This window comes from Cnuella takakiae (genome assembly GCF_001953305.1).
GTDB lineage: Bacteria > Bacteroidota > Bacteroidia > Chitinophagales > Chitinophagaceae > Flavisolibacter > Flavisolibacter takakiae.
Window position 1 is genome coordinate 1,846,540 of record NZ_MTFE01000010.1, and the last position, 16,165, is coordinate 1,862,704.

Sequence of the window (16,165 nt, forward strand, 5' to 3'; positions counted from 1 at the left end):
ATATGGACAAGGAATTCTTTTTCGACAAACAGGCAAAAGACCCCATCGAGCGGGTAGGGGGCAGGGCCAAGGTTACCGGTGCTGCGCTGTACACCGCCGACCAGCAGTTCCAGAACCTGGCTTATGGCTTCCTGGTGGGCAGCACGGTGGCCAAGGGGCGCATCAAAAGCATCGACACCAAGGCTGCCGAAAGAGCACCGGGTGTGCTGGCTGTAATCACCCACCAGAATGCGCCCAAGATACCGGGTTACCAAACCGGGAGGGATCCTGCAAAGCCGCCTACCGCCGGCCAGCCCCTGCGTATCTTTTACAACGAAGAGATATTTTACTACGACCAGCCCATTGCCCTGGTTATTGCCGATACCTACGAACGGGTGCTGCATGCCGCCAAACTGGTAAAAGCGCAATACGAAAAAGGCGTTTTCCAGACAGAGTTGGGAAGCAATTTGGCCAAGGCCAAAATTCCGACCGGTCCCCGTTTTGAAGACTATAAACGCGGTGAGGTAGATGGCTATAAAAATGCCCCGGTTAAAGTGGAACAGGAGTATTACCACCCCATTGAAGTACACAACCCCATGGAGCTGGGTAATACCCTGGCACATTGGGAAAGTGATCAAAAGTTGATGGTATATACCAAAACCCAGGGCGTGGAAGCCACCCGCAAGTCGATCAGCGATGCCTTCAAGCTACCGCCGGAAAACATCACCGTACATGCCGAGCAGATTGGCGGCGCCTTTGGTATGGGCCTGCGTACCTGGCCTTATGAAATTGCAGCCGTGATGGGTGCTCAAAAAGTGGGCAGGCCTTTAAAACTGGTACTGCACCGCGAGCAGATGTTTACCAATGTGGGCTACCGCCCGGCAACACAACAGAAGATCGGCATTGGCGCCACGCCGGATGGCAAGCTGGTGGGCATCACCCATGAGGCTTATGCCAACACCTCTTCCTACGAAGAGTTTACGGAGGCTACGGTCAATCTCACCCAGTTTCTTTATGCCTGTCCCAATGTAACCACGCGTTACCGGCTGGTGCCGCTCAACATGTGTACCCCTATCTGGATGCGCGGCCCCGGCGAGGCCACGGGCAGCTTTGCCCTGGAATCCGCCATGGACGAACTGGCCTTTGCCCTCAACCTGGACCCCATTGAGTTGCGCAACCGCAACCATGCCGATGTGGACCCCGAAAAGAACCAGCCCTGGTCGAGTAAGTACCTGACGGAATGTTTCCAGATGGGGGCCGAAAAGATTGGCTGGAAAAACCGCAAGCTGCAGCCCCGAACTGCACAGGAGGGCGACTGGCTGGTAGGTTATGGTATGGGCACGGGTGCTTTTGGTGCCATGCGTTGGGCAGCTACGGTTAAGGCAAGGTTGCAACCCGATGGCAGCCTGCTGCTGCAATGTTCGGTAAACGATATGGGCCCGGGTACAGCTACCATGATGACCGCCGTGGCAACAGAAGCCATGGGCCTGACACCTGCAAAAGTGCGGATCCAGATGGGCAGCACCGGTCTGCCTCCCGGCCCAACCCAGGGTGGGTCCAATGTGACGGCAACCGTTGGTGCGGCGGTTAATGATGTGTGTACTGCCTTAAAAGAACAGATCGCAACCCTGCTCAGCAAGGAAGGTTCGCGTTTTCATACCGCTAATGTGCATGGTGTGAAAGTGGACGACCTGCTATTTGCCGAAGGCGCCGTATCACTGAAGCAGAACCCCGCCATCAAAATGACCTATACTGAGCTACTGCAACAAAACGGTCTGTCTGTACTGGAGCAAACCAGGGAGTCGAAAGGACAGCAACAGCAATACTCGATGTATTCTTTCTCGGTACACTTTGTAAAACTGCGGGTACACAAACCCACCGGCAGGATCAAAATTGACCATGTGGTATCCTGTGCCGATGCGGGTACCATTGTGAGTCCCACAACCGCCGCCAGCCAGATGATCGGCGGTGCGGTGGGCGGCATCGGTATGGCCATGATGGAGGATCTGGTGATTGACCACCGCTTTGGCCGGCCGATCAACAACAACCTCGCGGATTACCATGTGCCGGTGAATGCCGATATCCCGAATGTGGATGTAGTTTTTGTGGGCAAGAAGGATCCGTACATCAACCAGATGGGTTCAAAAGGCCTGGGTGAAATCGCCCTCATCGGGATGGCGCCCGCTATTGCCAATGCAGTATTCAATGCAACGGGCAAGCGCATACGAACGCTGCCCATTACACCAGATAAACTAATGGAAGGGTAAACCTTGCTTTTTAAAAGTTGAGCATGGTTTTGCAAAACAGGTACCTGGCAGCAGTTACAACACGAGAACCGCTGTTTGCAACTTAGTCTCGGATGGCATTGCAAAAATCATCCTGCGAGGGCAATTTCTATTGCCCTTTAAGTTTTTAAGGGCAGTATGTAAGATGCCCAGGCTTTGAAGGCCGGAGTTATAACCACGCCATTCAAAATAAGGCATTTTGTTACTACCTGTTGCGTCCATCTGTCGTTCAGGAGGCGCCTGCTTTCTTACTGCAGTCCCAGCTTCAGCACAATGCCTACCAGTGCTGCCACCAGTACGATCTGCGGCTCCTGTACTTTTTTGACCTTCAGCAAAACCACCATGGTGACCAGGGCGATTAGAATGGTGGGCAGGTCAATAATGGAGCGGGAGGCAATCACAATTACGGCACCCAGCAGGGCGCCTACTACGGCTGCAGTTATACCGGTTACAAATGCTTTGATGCTCTTGTTTTGTGCAATACGCTTGTAGTAGGGAGCGCAGCCAACGGTGATGAGGTAACAGGGCAGAAAAGTGGCCAGTGCCGCCACCGTTGCGCCCCAAAAGCCAGCAATGAGGTAGCCTATAAACCCTACCGTGATCACCACCGGCCCCGGGGTGATCATGGCAACGGCTACGGCGTCGAGGAATTCCTGCTCGTTGAGCCAGCCATTTTCCACTACCACGCCGCTGTGCAAAAAAGGCACGATGGCCAGCCCGCTGCCAAAAACAAAGGCGCCGGCCTTGGTGAAAAACAATGCGATCTCACCCAGGGTTCCCCAGGGGAGCGGGGCCAGCCCAACACCCAAAAAAACGGAGTTGCGGACGGTTTGTGCCGACAGCCGCGGTGGTGCTTTTACCAGCATATACAGCAGGCCCGAAGCCAGCAGCAACACCACGCTTTCCGACTGCGTAACAACGGTGGTAACTGCCGCAGCTACATACAGGATCCATAAGAAGCTGTTATTGCGCAGCCCTTCCGGGTTGATTTTACTGATCGATTTGGTGGTTAGCTTGTAGGTGCTCAGCAAAATAATTCCCATTACGGCGGCTGCCACACCGTAATAGGCTGCCTGCATCCAGGGCAGGCCGCCATAGAGCTTATACACCATACCCAGTGCCAGTACCATCAGGAAGGAGGGGAGCACAAATGCCAGCCCCGTAAGCGTAGCACCCAGGAAGCCATAGTGCACATAGCCCAGGTAGATGCCCAGTTGCGCTGCCAGTGGACCGGGTGCCAGTTGGGAGAGCGCCAACCCTTCTTTGTATTCATCCTCGCTGATCCAACCCTGCTTTTCCACCAGGTCGCGGTGCATATAGCCAACGAGGGCCACCGGCCCGCCGAAGCCCGAATAGCCGAGTTTGAGAAAATATAGGCTTAACTGGCGAAGGGTGTACCCGGGAGTTGGAGCAGTTGCAGTCATGGCAGGGTTTTAAGCAAATGTATAGTCTACAGTTTTTGTAGACAAATCATTGTTAAAAGCGTTGCCGGGTACTTGAGTTTACCGGAATTTCCACTGCTGCCCCAATGCTGAAATGGGCCGGGTGTAATTAAGATTGCGTGGTTTTGTTGGCTGTATTGAGGTATATAAAGGCATTGGCAACCTCGTGGTAGAGGCTGTATTTTTCGCCAAATACTGACTTTAGTCATCAAAGACCAGCATCTTTGTTGGTATAGTTGTAAGTTTTTGTATGCAAATTGCACTCTTTTATCAGGCAATCAGTAGTAAAAAATAAGACTATATGCATAAGCAAGCCCAGCAAAAGCCGGTGATCTTGTGGGTGGACGATGACGCCGATGATTCGCAATTATTTCGGGAAGCTTTTGAAAGCCACAATACCCGGCACCAACTGGTGCAGGTGTGGGATGCTATGGAGGCACTTGCTTATCTCAGGCAGCAGGACCAGGATCTTAAACCTGTATTAATTGTACTGGATATCAACATGCCCCTGATGAATGGCAAGGAGTTGCTGTCTGAACTGAAAGGCAATCCTGTTTACCGCGGCATACCGGTAGTAATGGTTTCCACATCCAATACCGCCGAAGACCAGGAATTTTGTGAACGCTATCATGTCATGATCATGGAAAAGCCCGACTCGGAAGAAGGCATTGACCAGATGGTCCGCCAATTGGTAAATGTTGCTCTATAAAACTATGTTAGGCGCCTGCAGTAGCTTTTACTGATAGCAGTTTATAAAACAGTAAGGCAAAGCAACCTTCAAAGGATAGAAACTACCCGTTCGCAAAGGCATTTACCCTTTCGACTCCAGTCAAACTTTCATGTCAATACATCGTCTGGCAAATCATTCTGCTTTACCTTCCTGCCTTAACCCCCATTGATGCAGATACAGGCAGGCATTTTCCTACGCAGCACCAAAGCCCTTCGCGACACCTATTTTGAAGATGCGGTGTTGTATATCGCGGAACACAACAGCAATGGTGCGGTAGGTTTTGTGATCAACAAGACTTTTGGCCGCAGCCTCAACGAGCTGGTAGCATATAAAAACGCTGGTTACTTTCCGCTTTTTGCCGGCGGGCCCGTGGATACGGAACACCTGTTTATCCTGCATCAAAGTCCGGAACTTATAGCAGACGCTATGCCGGTAGCGGCAGGGATTTATATGGGTGGCAATTTCGACCAGGCCGTGGCAGCCATCCGGAACAATGCCCTTACTACTACAGGTATTAAGATCTTTGTGGGCTATTGTGGTTGGGATACCGGCGAGCTGGAAGCGGAAGTGGAAGAAGGCAGTTGGGAACTGGTGCAGGGTGCCGACCCCTTATTGTTTGCACAGGCCTGAGTGCGGTACGCATGCAATACATGCAATAGGTATTTTGCACAACGCAAATCCTACTTTTACAAACCTTGCTATTTGTAAACGCCTGTTTCTTCAGTAATCTATACTTCTATCCAGGAAAAAAAAGGGCGCTAATAGCGTGGTTACTGTCCTGCGTTCATACATCTGCTCTGCAGTACTAAAAGGATGCGACTTCCAGCATCTTTCCCTAAACTTGCTTTCTCAACTCCACATCATGATCAAAGCATTTCTAGGTACGGGCCTGCTGGGCTCGGGATTTATACGGGCCATGTTGCAGCGTGGCGACACCGTGCAGGTTTGGAACCGCACCACTGCCCGGGCACAGGCACTGGAAACATTTGGTGCAAAAGTTTGCAGCGAAGTAACGGATGCCGTTAGCGGTGCCGGTCGCATTCATATAACCCTCAAAGACGACGCATCGGTAGACGAGGTGCTGGAAGCTGCACGCACCGGTTTCGCACCCGGCGCCATCATTATCGATCATACCACTACTTCAAAGGAAGGCGCCATCCGCCGCACCGCCTACTGGAAAGAGCAGGGGTTTACCTACCAGCACGCACCTGTATTTATGGGGCCGGCAAATGCACTGGAAGCATCGGGGTTTATGCTGGTATCGGGCGATGAGGCCGTAATGGACGGGCTCAAACCCGAACTATCGGTAATGACCGGGAAACTGCTGGAACTGGGCCCTGAGGTGGGCAAAGCTGCGGCACTCAAACTGGCCGGCAATGCCTTCCTGGTATGTTTTGCCTTCAGCCTTCGCGAGTCGGTGGCGGTGGCCAAATCGCTTGGCATGTCGGCATCAGATATGGCGGGCCTTTTCCAGAACTGGAACCCTGCAGCACAAACCGACGCCCGGCTGAAAAGACTCAGTGGCGAAGACCAGGACCAGCCTTCCTGGGAGCTGGCCATGGCACGCAAAGACACCGGTCTCTTCCTGGAAGCCGCGCAACAGGCAGGTGTGCCTTTAACCCTGTTGCCACAAATTGCACCCGTAATGGACGCCTGGATCGAAAAGGGCTTTGGCCATTACGACTGGACCGTTGTGGGCAGGGATTTGGCTTAAGGCATTGGATAAAACGGATGGGCCCTTCTGGTAAATCTGATCGCTGCGCCAGCGCCAAAAATCTGCTTTTAATTCTTGTTGGTTCCATCAGAATAAACGGTATCACCGGCGAAAGCATTCACTTTCGGCCGGTGTTTTAATGTATACAGGTACCCAAAGTATTTTATGCAAAAAGGAAGTTGCACTTATCTCCAGGAGGTGCATTTGTAAATTAAATATTCATGAACTGCCTTGTTTATCAAGGCGGAATAAACGTCATCCTAACGGTTTTGGGTAATAACTACACATTAGTATAGTCCCTTAACGCTTTTTCTGCTCATTTGTAAGTAGTTTTGCTTATCAAGTACCAAATGAAAAGCTGCAAGTAGCATGTTGCAAACCTGCCCCGAACCCTCATTATCCCCTAGTTTGGAAACCCACTCCCTGCTTCAATCCATTCCCGACGTCATCTTTGTATTCCAGCCCTCAGGTTTTATTGTTTTTGTCAGCCCTTCCTGTAAAGCACTCCTGGGTTATGATCCGGAGGAGATGATTGGCAAAAGCTTCCTGGATTTTGTACATACCGATGATATTGACAAAACCCTTCGTTTTGTAAACCGGCAGTCAAAAAGCGGTGTTGCCAAAAAGTTCGACAACCGCTACTACCGCAAGGACGGCAGCCCCCTGTCGCTGCTTTGGTCTGGCCGCTGGGAGCCCAACGATAACCTGTTTTATTGCGTTGCCCGCGACAACTCGGAATACAGCGAACTGGAGCACCGCTTGCAGAAGGCGCAGGAACTGGCCTTGATGGCTTCTTACGAGTTTGACCTGGAGACGGGGCGCTATACCCATGTTTCAGATAGCTTTTATTCCATTTTTGGTATTGAGAGAAAGGCGCAGGAAGCTTTTTCGCTGGCGCAGTTCTGGATGCTGGTACACCCCGCCGACCGCCAGCGTGTGCAGCAAAGTGCCCTGCAGGTACAGCCCGGCGAGCAGGCCTCTATCGAGTACCGCATCATCAGGCCCGATGGTGCCGTGCGCTATATACACCGGCAGCGCGAAGTATGGTGCAATAGCGAGGGCAAGGCCGTCAGGGTGCTGGGTACCATACAGGACATCACCGAACGCAAGACCGCGGAGGCGACCCTCTTTAACCGCGAAGAGCGTTTTCGCTACCTCATGCAAAATGGCAACGACATGTTTGGCATTATTGCAAACGACGGCACCTACCGGTTTGTGGGCGATAACGTTTTGGTGCACCTGGGTTACCATCCCGAAGAGTTGGTGGGCCAGAGTGTTCTGTACCTGGTGCATCCCGATGACCTGGAAATGGCAGGACAGGCACTCCGGCAGATCACGGTCAACAAGGTGCTTACCGTTGGCCCCTTCAGGATACGCAACAACAAGGGTGAATGGCGCTGGGTAGAAACTACGGCATCCAACCACCTCAGCAATCCGCTGATTGAAGGCATTGTGATCAACTCGAGGGACGTTACCGAGAAAAAGCTCCGGGAAGATGCCCTTGAATCTAGTGAGCGCCTGTTTAAAGCCCTTGTGCGCAATGGTTCCGATTTGATTGTGATCCTCGACGAACAGTCCTGTTTTACGTATCTCAGCGAAAACGTGGGCAGCCTCATGGGTTACGAACCATCCGAGCTGCTGGGTAGGCCGGTATTCGACTATATACATGAAGAAGACCAGGTAAAAGTTTCCACGGAGCTGAAAGCGATGCTGGAGCATACCGATGCCAGCGCCGTGCAACACCGTTTCCGCCATAAATCGGGTAAGTGGGTGTGGCTGGAGTCGAAAGGCAGCAATCACCTGCACAACAACAGCATCAGGGGCGTACTGGTAAATGCCCGCAATATCGATGATCGGAAAAAACTTCACGATCGCCTGAGCCGGGAACGGGGGCACCGCCAGCGTGCCATCACCGCAGCGGTAATCAGGGCGCAGGAGCAGGAGCGTACCCTGTTGGGGCTTGAACTGCACGACAACGTAAACCAGGTGCTCACTACCGTGAAGCTGTACACCGAAATGTTTGTCAGTGGTTATATCACCGATAAGCAGGTGCTGGTAAAATCGGCGCAGTTTACACAGGACTGCATCAATGAGATCCGGACAATTTCTAAAAGACTTTCAGTACCTACCTTGGGTAATATCTCCCTGCAGGAATCCATTACGGAGCTGGTGCGCTCTGTTAACCTGGCACAGAAAACAGTTTTTCATATCAGCGTTAGCCTGGAGCCGGCGCCTGTTATTTCCGAAGAACTCCACCTTACCCTTTACCGTATTGTACAGGAGTCGGTAAATAATATTCTTAAATACGCAGCGGCCTCCGATGCATGGATCACTATTGAACATAAAGACCAGCACCTCTTGCTGATGATCCGCGATAACGGGCTTGGCTTTGATGTGAGTACCCGCAAGGCGGGTATTGGTATTGCCAATATGAAAACCCGTGCCGACAGCCAGCATGGCCGTTTTAAAGTGCAGAGCAGGCCCGGCGCAGGAACCGTTATCCGCGCAAGTTTCCCTTTGGAAGAAGCGCCAACCATCGGGTAAGTGGAATTTCTTTTCAAGCCTAAAAAATATACCATGACCCGGATGCTTCAGCTGCATCCGGGTTTGTTTTTTTATAGTCAATGTATTTTTTGCCTGTTTGAAACTTGTTGTTTTTCTTTTGAATTGTATTAGGATTGGAAGCAGTATTGGTATTGTTTGATTTCTATACATCTTGATTTGAAATCCATAACCCGCAACCCGGGAAAACAGGTTAATTTCCCGCTGGTAAAAAATGCAGGATACCAGTAGGCTTCGGACTTCGCCTTTCGTATTTTGAAAAGCGTTTTGTGCTAACAGGAATTGTGACCGCGACCGGTATTGTATTCAAACATCTTATTGCTTGCATAAATCAAAGCATTATGGCAGTTATCCAGTTCACCCTTAACGGCAAGGCGCAATCCATAGATGTGGATCCCGAGATGCCCTTGCTTTGGGCAATCCGCAACACGGTAGGCCTTAAGGGCACCAAGTACGGCTGTGGCATGGCTATGTGCGGTGCCTGCACCGTGCACTTCAACGGGCAGCCTACGCGTTCCTGTTCGCTTCCCATGAGTGCGGTGGCGGGCAGCAGCATCACCACCATCGAAGGCATATCGGAAGATACCACCCACGCGGTGCAGCGTGCCTGGATCGAAGAGCAGGTAGCCCAGTGCGGCTATTGCCAGAGCGGGCAGATCATGTCGGCGGTGGCCCTGCTCAAAAACAATCCTAATCCTTCCGATGCCGATATCGATGCTGCCATGGCGGGCAATATCTGCCGGTGCGGTACCTATCCCCGCATCCGCAGTGCCATCAAGAAAGCCGCGCAACTGACGGCGTCGGCAGCGAAGTAGGTTTTAAGCTACAAGCTGTTAGCTGCAAGCCACAAGCCGGCAGCCAACTACTTGCAGCTTGAAGCTCACTGCTTGCAGCTTTCCCTCCACCCCCTTTCCTCACCAACGACATTATTCCATATGGAATCCTCCGTTTCAAGAAGAAAATTCCTCCGCCTTTCCAGCCTGGCCGGTGCCGGACTGGCTTTGGGCTTTTATTTTCCCGCCGCCGCAAAAGCAGCCACCATCATCAATGGTACCGATGCGGCAGCCCTGGGTGTTGAGCTCAACTCCTGGATCTTTATCGACCCTTCGGGAAAGGTAACGCTGATGTGCCACCGTGCCGAGATGGGCCAGGGTGTGTACCAGTCGCTGGCGCAGATCATTGCCGAGGAACTGGAAGTAAACCTCGACGAGGTGAACATCCAATTTGCCAAAGGCGACAAAAAATATGGCAACCAGGTTACGGGTGGCAGTTCCACCGTAAGTGGCTCGTACAAGAACCTGCTGAAGCTGGGTGCCACGGCCCGCGAAATGCTGATCGCCGCTGCCGCAGCTAAGTGGAGCGTACCTGCCTCCGAGTGCTACGCTGAAGGCGGAAAGGTGATTCATAAGCCTACCGGCAACAAATACCACTACGGCGAGCTGGCTGAAGCCGCTTCCAAGCTGGAGGCTCCCAAAGAAGTTAAACTCAAGCCTGTTTCCGAATACAAACTGGTGCGCAAACCCCTGCCACGCCAGGACCTCAAAATGAAGACCAACGGCACCGCCGTGTTCGGGCTCGACTTCGAAGTGCCCGGCATGCTGTACGCACAAGTGGAACGCAGTCCGCGCTGGCATGGCGTGGTGAAGAGCTTCAACGAGGCCGAAGTGCTGCAGGTACCGGGTGTGAAAAAAGTGGTGAAAGTAAAAATGAGCGTACACGATAAGTACCGCGAAGGGCTGGCCGTAGTGGCCGACAACCTATGGAGTGCCATGAAGGGCCGCAAGGCCTTGAAGGTGGTTTGGGACGATAGCGGTTTTGAACACGTAAACTCTGCCGACATCCTTAAGCGCCAGGAGGAAGCCCTGAAAACAAAGCAGGGTATTTCCGCCAAAAAGCAGGGCGACCCTGATGCCGTGCTGGCAAAGGCCACAAAAAAGCTCGACCTCATTTACCAAACCCCCTACCAGGCACATGCCGCCATGGAGCCGCTCAACTGCGTGGCCCACTACCATGGTGACAAGATCGAAATCTGGGGTCCCATACAGGCCCCCGACTGGGTTCAGGACCATATCAGCAAGCAGATGAACGTGCCCCGCGAAAAGGTAATCGTGAACATGACCTTCCTGGGTGGTGGCTTTGGCCGCAAGGCCTTTACCGACTACCCGCATGAAGCGGTACTGATTTCAAAAGAAATTGGCGCCCCGGTGCAGGTAGTGTGGAGCCGCGAGGATGATATGACGCAGGGACCTTTCCGGCCCGGTGTGTCGTACCGCTGCGAGGCGGCCCTTACCAACGGCGCCATCGATGCGGTACGCATTAAGATGGCGGGGCAGGACCTATCCAACTGGATGCGCCCAGATAAGAAAAGCGCCAACTGGGGTACCACTGAGGGATTTGCCGATCCTTATTTCAAGACCATCCAAAATATTTCCTTTACCGATATCCCGTTTGAAACACCGATTCCTCCCTTGTGGTGGCGGTCGGTATATGCTTCCACCAATGGTTTTGCCTATGAAAGCTTTATGGACGAACTGGCGCTGGCCGCCGGTAAGGACCCCATGGCTTTCCGCAGGCAATACTTGGATGATGAGCGGATGCACAAACTGATTGATAAGCTGGTGGAAGTATCGGGTTGGAACACCCGGAAGAAGAAAGGCGGTTATGGTGTGGCCATCGTTGAAAGCTTTGGCAGCACGGTGGGACAGGTGGTGAAAGTATCGAAACCCGCCGGTGGCAAACTGAAGGTGGACAAGGTTTGGGCCGTGATCGACTGCGGCTGGTACGTGAACCCCGATACCATCCGGGCACAGGTGGAAGGCGCCATTGTAATGGCCCTGGGTGCCGCCACGCAGCACGCCATGACCTTTAAAGATGGCAAGGCCGAATTGACCAATTTTCATAACTACCCGGTTACCCGCATCAGCGAAACCCCGCCTATTGAAGTGCATATCATGGACAATGATGCCAATGCAGGTGGGGTGGGCGAGCCCGGTTTGCCGCCATTGGCGCCGGCACTGGCTAATGCGATCTTTGATTTGACGGGAAAACGAATCCGTAAACTACCAATCAATCTGGCAACCGTGTAAATGGGAACCACGGAGGCAGTTACGACACGAAGGAACACAATAGCATTATTCTTTGTGTAACTCCGTGTGCTCCCTGTCTCTGTGGTTCAAATTATTTCCATACAAATGAATACGTCCCAAAACATCGGAGTGATGCTGCTGGCTGCGGGGAGTTCTTCCCGCCTGGGCAGGCCCAAGCAGTTGCTGGCCTACGAGGGACAATCGCTATTGCAGCACAGCCTGCAGGTAGCGCTGGAAGCCGGTACCGGGCCGGTAGTGGTGGTGCTGGGCGCAAAAGCCGATGAAGTAGGAGCGGACCTGTCCGGTGAAGGGGTGCATACCGTCTTCAACCCGGAATGGCAGGAAGGCATGGCCGCTTCCATCCGTTGCGGGGTGCGGCACCTGCAACAGGTAGCCCCCAGCGTAGAAGCCCTGATCCTGATGGTATGCGACCAGCCCTTTGTTTCACCCCAAATACTACAAAGTCTGGTTAAGGCCCACCAGGATACCGGTAAACCCATTGTTACCTGCACATATGCCGGTACCTTTGGTCCACCCACCCTGTTTCGCAAATCCCTTTTCCCCCAATTGTTGCAGCTAACCGGTGATGTAGGGGCAAGGAGCATTTTGAAACAATATGCCAACGAGGTGGAGGCCCTTCCTTTCCCCGAAGGAAAGCTGGACATAGATACCGAAAACGATTACCAACAAATGCTTTCCGGCAACCGAACCGCATGATCCTTGACTCCCATAACCGCATACACAATTACCTGCGCATTTCCCTCACGGACAATTGCAACCTGCGCTGCTTTTACTGTATGCCCGAGGAGGAATACGATTTTACACCGGCTTCGCGGCTGATGCAAAAGGCGGAGATCGATGCGCTGGCCCGTACCTTTGTGGCGCAGGGCGTAAAAAAGATCCGGCTTACTGGCGGCGAGCCCCTGGTGCGCAAAGACGCTGCCGATATCATCCTGTCCCTTTCCCGGCTACCTGTAGAACTGACCCTCACGACCAACGGCACCCGCGTACATTCCTTTATGGATGTTTTCCGAGATGCGGGCATCCGTTCGCTCAATATCAGTTTGGATACATTACAATCCGACAAGTTCCTTTTGGTTACCCGCCGCGACCAGTTTAGCCTGGTGAAAAACAATATCCGGCTCCTGCTGGATAAGGGCTTTCATGTAAAAGTGAACGTGGTGGTGATGCAGGGACTGAACGATACCGAGATCCTGGACTTTATTGCCTGGACAAAGGATACGCCGGTACATGTACGCTTTATCGAGTTCATGCCCTTCAGTGGCAACCGCTGGACCAGCAACAAGGTGGTGACCCTGCAACAGATCCTCGATACCATTGCACAGCGTTACGACTTCCTGCCGCTCAAAGGCGATGTCCACGATACGGCCAAAAAATTCATCGTGCCCGGTCATGCCGGCACCTTCGCGGTGATCAGTACCATGACCGCTCACTTCTGCGGCGATTGCAACCGCATGCGGCTTACCGCGGATGGCAAGCTGAAGAACTGCCTCTTCTCCCAGTCCGAAACCGACCTGCTCACGCCCTTGCGGAACGGCGAAGACGTGTTACCGCTTATTCATCAAAGTATTCTTTCCAAAGCAAAACAACTGGGCGGACAGCTGCCGGCTGACTTCCAGAACCTCCAAGCCGAAGCCCTGCTAAACCGCAGTATGATCACCATCGGTGGCTAAGTGCCGCCGTTTTTGTTTCATCCAATCATGCAGTTGAACACCGCATATCAAAACAGGATCCGGGCCTTGGTGTGTAGCCTGCTGCTGTGTGCTGTACAGGCCTTTGGTCAGGATACCACAAAGGTGGCACCCGCCGATAGCCTGTCTAAAACACTGGAAGATGTGGTGGTGACCGCTATGCGTACCCCGCAGCAGCTGATGCAATCGCCTGTAGGTATTGAAAAAGTTACCGCAAAAGATTTTGCCCGTTCCGCTGCACCTTCTTTTTACGATGCCCTGCAAAGCCTCAAAGGCGTGCAGATGATCACACCCAGCCTTGGCTTTCGCGTCATCAACACCCGTGGTTTTGCCAACACCACTAATGTACGGTTTGCGCAGCTGGTGGACGGTGCCGATGTACAGTCGCCGCATATCGGTGCACCCGTAGGTAATGCGCTGGGTCCGTCTGATTTGGACATCCGCAGTGTGGAGCTGGTGCCTGGCGGTGCTTCGGCCCTGTACGGTATGAACACCACCAATGGCATGGTGAACCTGTTTACCAAAAAGCCCTTTGAGCAGCCGGGCCTGAGTGTGCAGCAAAAGGCAGGGATCAACCATGTACATAGTGCTGTTGCTCCTGCAAAGCTTTTTGCTGAAACTGCCCTTCGCTGGGCACATGTATGGTCGTCAAAACTGGCGTTTAAACTCAACGGAAGTTACACCACCGGGTACGACTGGGTGGCGGACGACCGCACCGACCTGAGCCCTTTGGCCAACGCCAGTACGGGTTTGCTGGGTGCCGGCAACCCCGCCCTCGACCCGGTGAATGGCTATGGCAACGAGTCGAGCAACAGGCGTACCCTGGCATTGCAGGGCAAAAATTACGTGGTTGCCCGTTCGGGATACTATGAAAAGGAAGTGGCCGATTACCGGCTGCAAAATGTAAAGGCCGATGCCAGTATTTATTACAAGCCCACCGGCAATGCCACACTTTCCTATACCTACCGCCGCGCCGACTTCAATACCATTTACCAGCGATCCAACCGGTTCCGGTTGCAGGGATATGTACTCCAGCAGCATGCCCTGGATTATGCCGGTTCGTTCATCCGGGCAAAGGCCTATGTAAACCTGGAAAATACCGGCCGCTCTTACAACCTGCGTTCCATGGCCGAGAACCTGGACCGGGTAAGCAAAACGGACGACCAGTGGTTTGCGGCCTACGCATCGGGGTTTAATAATGCCGTGGGACAGGGTTTGTCGCCTGCCGCAGCACACGGGGCTGCACGTGGGTTTGCCGATGCAGGCCGTCTGCAGCCCGGCACTGAAGCGTTTGCCAATAGCCTGCACCGCCTGCAGGATATCAACAACTGGGACAGCGGTGCGGCACTGCGGGTTAAGGCCGCCCTCGCCCATGCCGAAGTGCAGGTGGACCTGACTCAGCAATGGCTGCAGCACTGGAAGAAAAGAACAGGTGTGGAGTTGCTTACAGGTATGGATATGCGCAGTTACGTGATTGTACCCGATGGCAATTACTTCATCAACCCCGATGTGACAAAAGCCGGCAGGAACCTGGTTTATGGCCGTTGGGGTGCGTTCCTTTCTGCCAGCCGGAATATGTTGGCGCAAAAGCTCCGTACAGGGCTGGTGATGCGGCTCGATAAGAACGACTATTTCACACCGCGGCTGGCCGTGCGGGCTACCGCAGTATATAGTCCTAACACAAAGCATAGCCTGCGCCTTGCGGTACAAAATGGCTATCGTTACCCCAGCATCTTCGAAGGGTTTTCCAATATCAACAGCGGCGGGGTACGCCGGGTAGGTGGCCTCCGGGTGATGTCGCAAGGCGTGTTTGAAGCCTCCTGGCTGCGTTCTTCCATCGATGCATTTGCCACGGCAGTGAACAGGGACGTAAATACAGGCGGCTTGTCGCGCAGTGCCGCTATTGAGAAGAATAAAAGCCTGCTGCGGCAAAACAGTTACACCTACCTGGAGCCTGAAGCAGTAAGTTCAATAGAAGGCGGTTACCGCGGAAGGCTGTTGAAAGGCCGCCTCTTTGTGGATGTGGACCTGTACTATAACCGCTACCGCAACTTCATTGCGCAGGTGGAAGCCCATGTGCCGCTGACCACTGTAGCCGATTCTATTCCTTATGCCCTGTACGACCGAAGGCAGCAGGCCCGCTACCGTTTGTGGACCAACTCCAAAACCGTAGTGCACAATTACGGCGCTGCGCTCAAAGCCCGAATGGACCTGGGTAAAGGCTTTATTGCCGACGGTAATCTTTCCTATGCCCGTTTGCAGCAACAGGAAAACAGCGATGGCCTGGAAGACGGCTTCAATACCCCGAAATGGATGGTGAACCTGGGATTGTCGAATGACCAGTTATGGGGTCGATGGGGTGGGGGCATCCTGTTCCGCTGGCAGGACAGCTATTACTGGCAATCTTTCCTGGTAAATGGGCAGGTGCCCGCTATTGCCGCACTCGATGCGCAGGTGACTTATGCTTTTGCCAAACAACCATTCCGGATCAAAGTGGGCGCTACCAATCTTACCAATCATTACCAGGCTTCCTTCCTTGGTGGCCCACAGGTAGGCGGATTTTATTATACTGCGCTGAGTTATGGGGTGAGGTGATTGGGTATTGGGTATTGGGTATTGGGTATTGGGTATTGGGTATTGGGTATTGGGTATTGG

The 16,165-nt window shown here is 53.1% G+C and carries 11 protein-coding genes; 10 read left to right on the plus strand and 1 reads right to left on the minus strand.

Features of this window, described 5'->3' with window-relative positions; translation table 11 throughout:
- Positions 1 to 2: 2 nt before the first annotated feature.
- Positions 3 to 2,246, plus strand: coding sequence for a xanthine dehydrogenase family protein molybdopterin-binding subunit (locus tag BUE76_RS08170; RefSeq protein ID WP_073043874.1), 2,244 nt, complete (start codon positions 3 to 5; stop codon positions 2,244 to 2,246).
- Between the two features lie 266 nt (positions 2,247 to 2,512).
- Here the strand turns inward: BUE76_RS08170 and BUE76_RS08175 are convergent, their stop codons facing one another.
- Positions 2,513 to 3,688, minus strand: coding sequence for a chromate transporter (locus BUE76_RS08175; RefSeq protein WP_073043876.1), 1,176 nt, complete (start codon positions 3,686 to 3,688; stop codon positions 2,513 to 2,515).
- A gap of 319 nt (positions 3,689 to 4,007) precedes the next feature.
- On the opposite strand from BUE76_RS08175, the gene BUE76_RS08180 reads away from it, so the two are divergent.
- The 9 genes from BUE76_RS08180 to BUE76_RS08220 all read left to right on the plus strand — a co-directional run bounded on the left by BUE76_RS08180 (position 4,008) and on the right by BUE76_RS08220 (position 16,105).
- Positions 4,008 to 4,415 carry a response regulator gene (locus BUE76_RS08180; protein ID WP_073043878.1) on the plus strand — a complete coding sequence of 136 codons (408 nt, stop codon included), beginning with the start codon at positions 4,008 to 4,010 and terminating at the stop codon, positions 4,413 to 4,415.
- Positions 4,416 to 4,604: 189 nt separating this feature from the next.
- Positions 4,605 to 5,066 carry a YqgE/AlgH family protein gene (locus tag BUE76_RS08185; RefSeq protein WP_073044046.1) on the plus strand — a complete coding sequence of 154 codons (462 nt, stop codon included), beginning with the start codon at positions 4,605 to 4,607 and terminating at the stop codon, positions 5,064 to 5,066.
- Between the two features lie 232 nt (positions 5,067 to 5,298).
- On the plus strand, positions 5,299 to 6,150 hold the full coding sequence (locus tag BUE76_RS08190) for an NAD(P)-dependent oxidoreductase (protein WP_245798363.1): 852 nt from the start codon (positions 5,299 to 5,301) through the stop codon (positions 6,148 to 6,150).
- A 408-nt stretch (positions 6,151 to 6,558) separates the two neighbouring features.
- A complete protein-coding gene (locus BUE76_RS08195; protein WP_073043880.1) occupies positions 6,559 to 8,694 on the plus strand; it encodes a sensor histidine kinase in 2,136 nt (711 codons plus the stop codon).
- Positions 8,695 to 9,053: 359 nt separating this feature from the next.
- Complete coding sequence (locus BUE76_RS08200) at positions 9,054 to 9,527, plus strand: (2Fe-2S)-binding protein (protein ID WP_073043882.1); 474 nt, start codon at positions 9,054 to 9,056, stop codon at positions 9,525 to 9,527.
- A gap of 120 nt (positions 9,528 to 9,647) precedes the next feature.
- Positions 9,648 to 11,798 carry a xanthine dehydrogenase family protein molybdopterin-binding subunit gene (locus BUE76_RS08205; protein ID WP_073043884.1) on the plus strand — a complete coding sequence of 717 codons (2,151 nt, stop codon included), beginning with the start codon at positions 9,648 to 9,650 and terminating at the stop codon, positions 11,796 to 11,798.
- Positions 11,799 to 11,903: 105 nt separating this feature from the next.
- Positions 11,904 to 12,515, plus strand: a complete 612-nt coding sequence (locus BUE76_RS08210; protein WP_073043886.1) for a nucleotidyltransferase family protein — start codon at positions 11,904 to 11,906, stop codon at positions 12,513 to 12,515.
- Positions 12,512 to 13,492: a GTP 3',8-cyclase MoaA gene (gene moaA, locus BUE76_RS08215; protein WP_073043888.1), complete on the plus strand. Its 981-nt coding sequence runs from the start codon at positions 12,512 to 12,514 to the stop codon at positions 13,490 to 13,492. The genes BUE76_RS08210 and moaA overlap by 4 nt, the downstream gene beginning before the upstream one ends.
- A gap of 33 nt (positions 13,493 to 13,525) precedes the next feature.
- Entirely contained in the window at positions 13,526 to 16,105 is a 2,580-nt protein-coding gene (locus BUE76_RS08220) for a TonB-dependent receptor (RefSeq protein ID WP_245798364.1), read from the plus strand.
- The last annotated feature ends 60 nt before the right edge of the window (positions 16,106 to 16,165 follow it).

Excerpts from the sequence above, each read along its gene's own strand:
- BUE76_RS08190 (WP_245798363.1), top strand. The coding sequence starts at position 5,299 with ATGATCAAAGCATTTCTAGGTACGGGCCTGCTGGGCTCGGGATTTATA.
- BUE76_RS08175 (WP_073043876.1), bottom strand. The coding sequence starts at position 3,688 with ATGACTGCAACTGCTCCAACTCCCGGGTACACCCTTCGCCAGTTAAGC.
- BUE76_RS08205 (WP_073043884.1), top strand. The coding sequence starts at position 9,648 with ATGGAATCCTCCGTTTCAAGAAGAAAATTCCTCCGCCTTTCCAGCCTG.
- BUE76_RS08170 (WP_073043874.1), top strand. The coding sequence starts at position 3 with ATGGACAAGGAATTCTTTTTCGACAAACAGGCAAAAGACCCCATCGAG.
- BUE76_RS08185 (WP_073044046.1), top strand. The coding sequence starts at position 4,605 with ATGCAGATACAGGCAGGCATTTTCCTACGCAGCACCAAAGCCCTTCGC.
- moaA (WP_073043888.1), top strand. The coding sequence starts at position 12,512 with ATGATCCTTGACTCCCATAACCGCATACACAATTACCTGCGCATTTCC.
- BUE76_RS08200 (WP_073043882.1), top strand. The coding sequence starts at position 9,054 with ATGGCAGTTATCCAGTTCACCCTTAACGGCAAGGCGCAATCCATAGAT.
- BUE76_RS08210 (WP_073043886.1), top strand. The coding sequence starts at position 11,904 with ATGAATACGTCCCAAAACATCGGAGTGATGCTGCTGGCTGCGGGGAGT.
- BUE76_RS08180 (WP_073043878.1), top strand. The coding sequence starts at position 4,008 with ATGCATAAGCAAGCCCAGCAAAAGCCGGTGATCTTGTGGGTGGACGAT.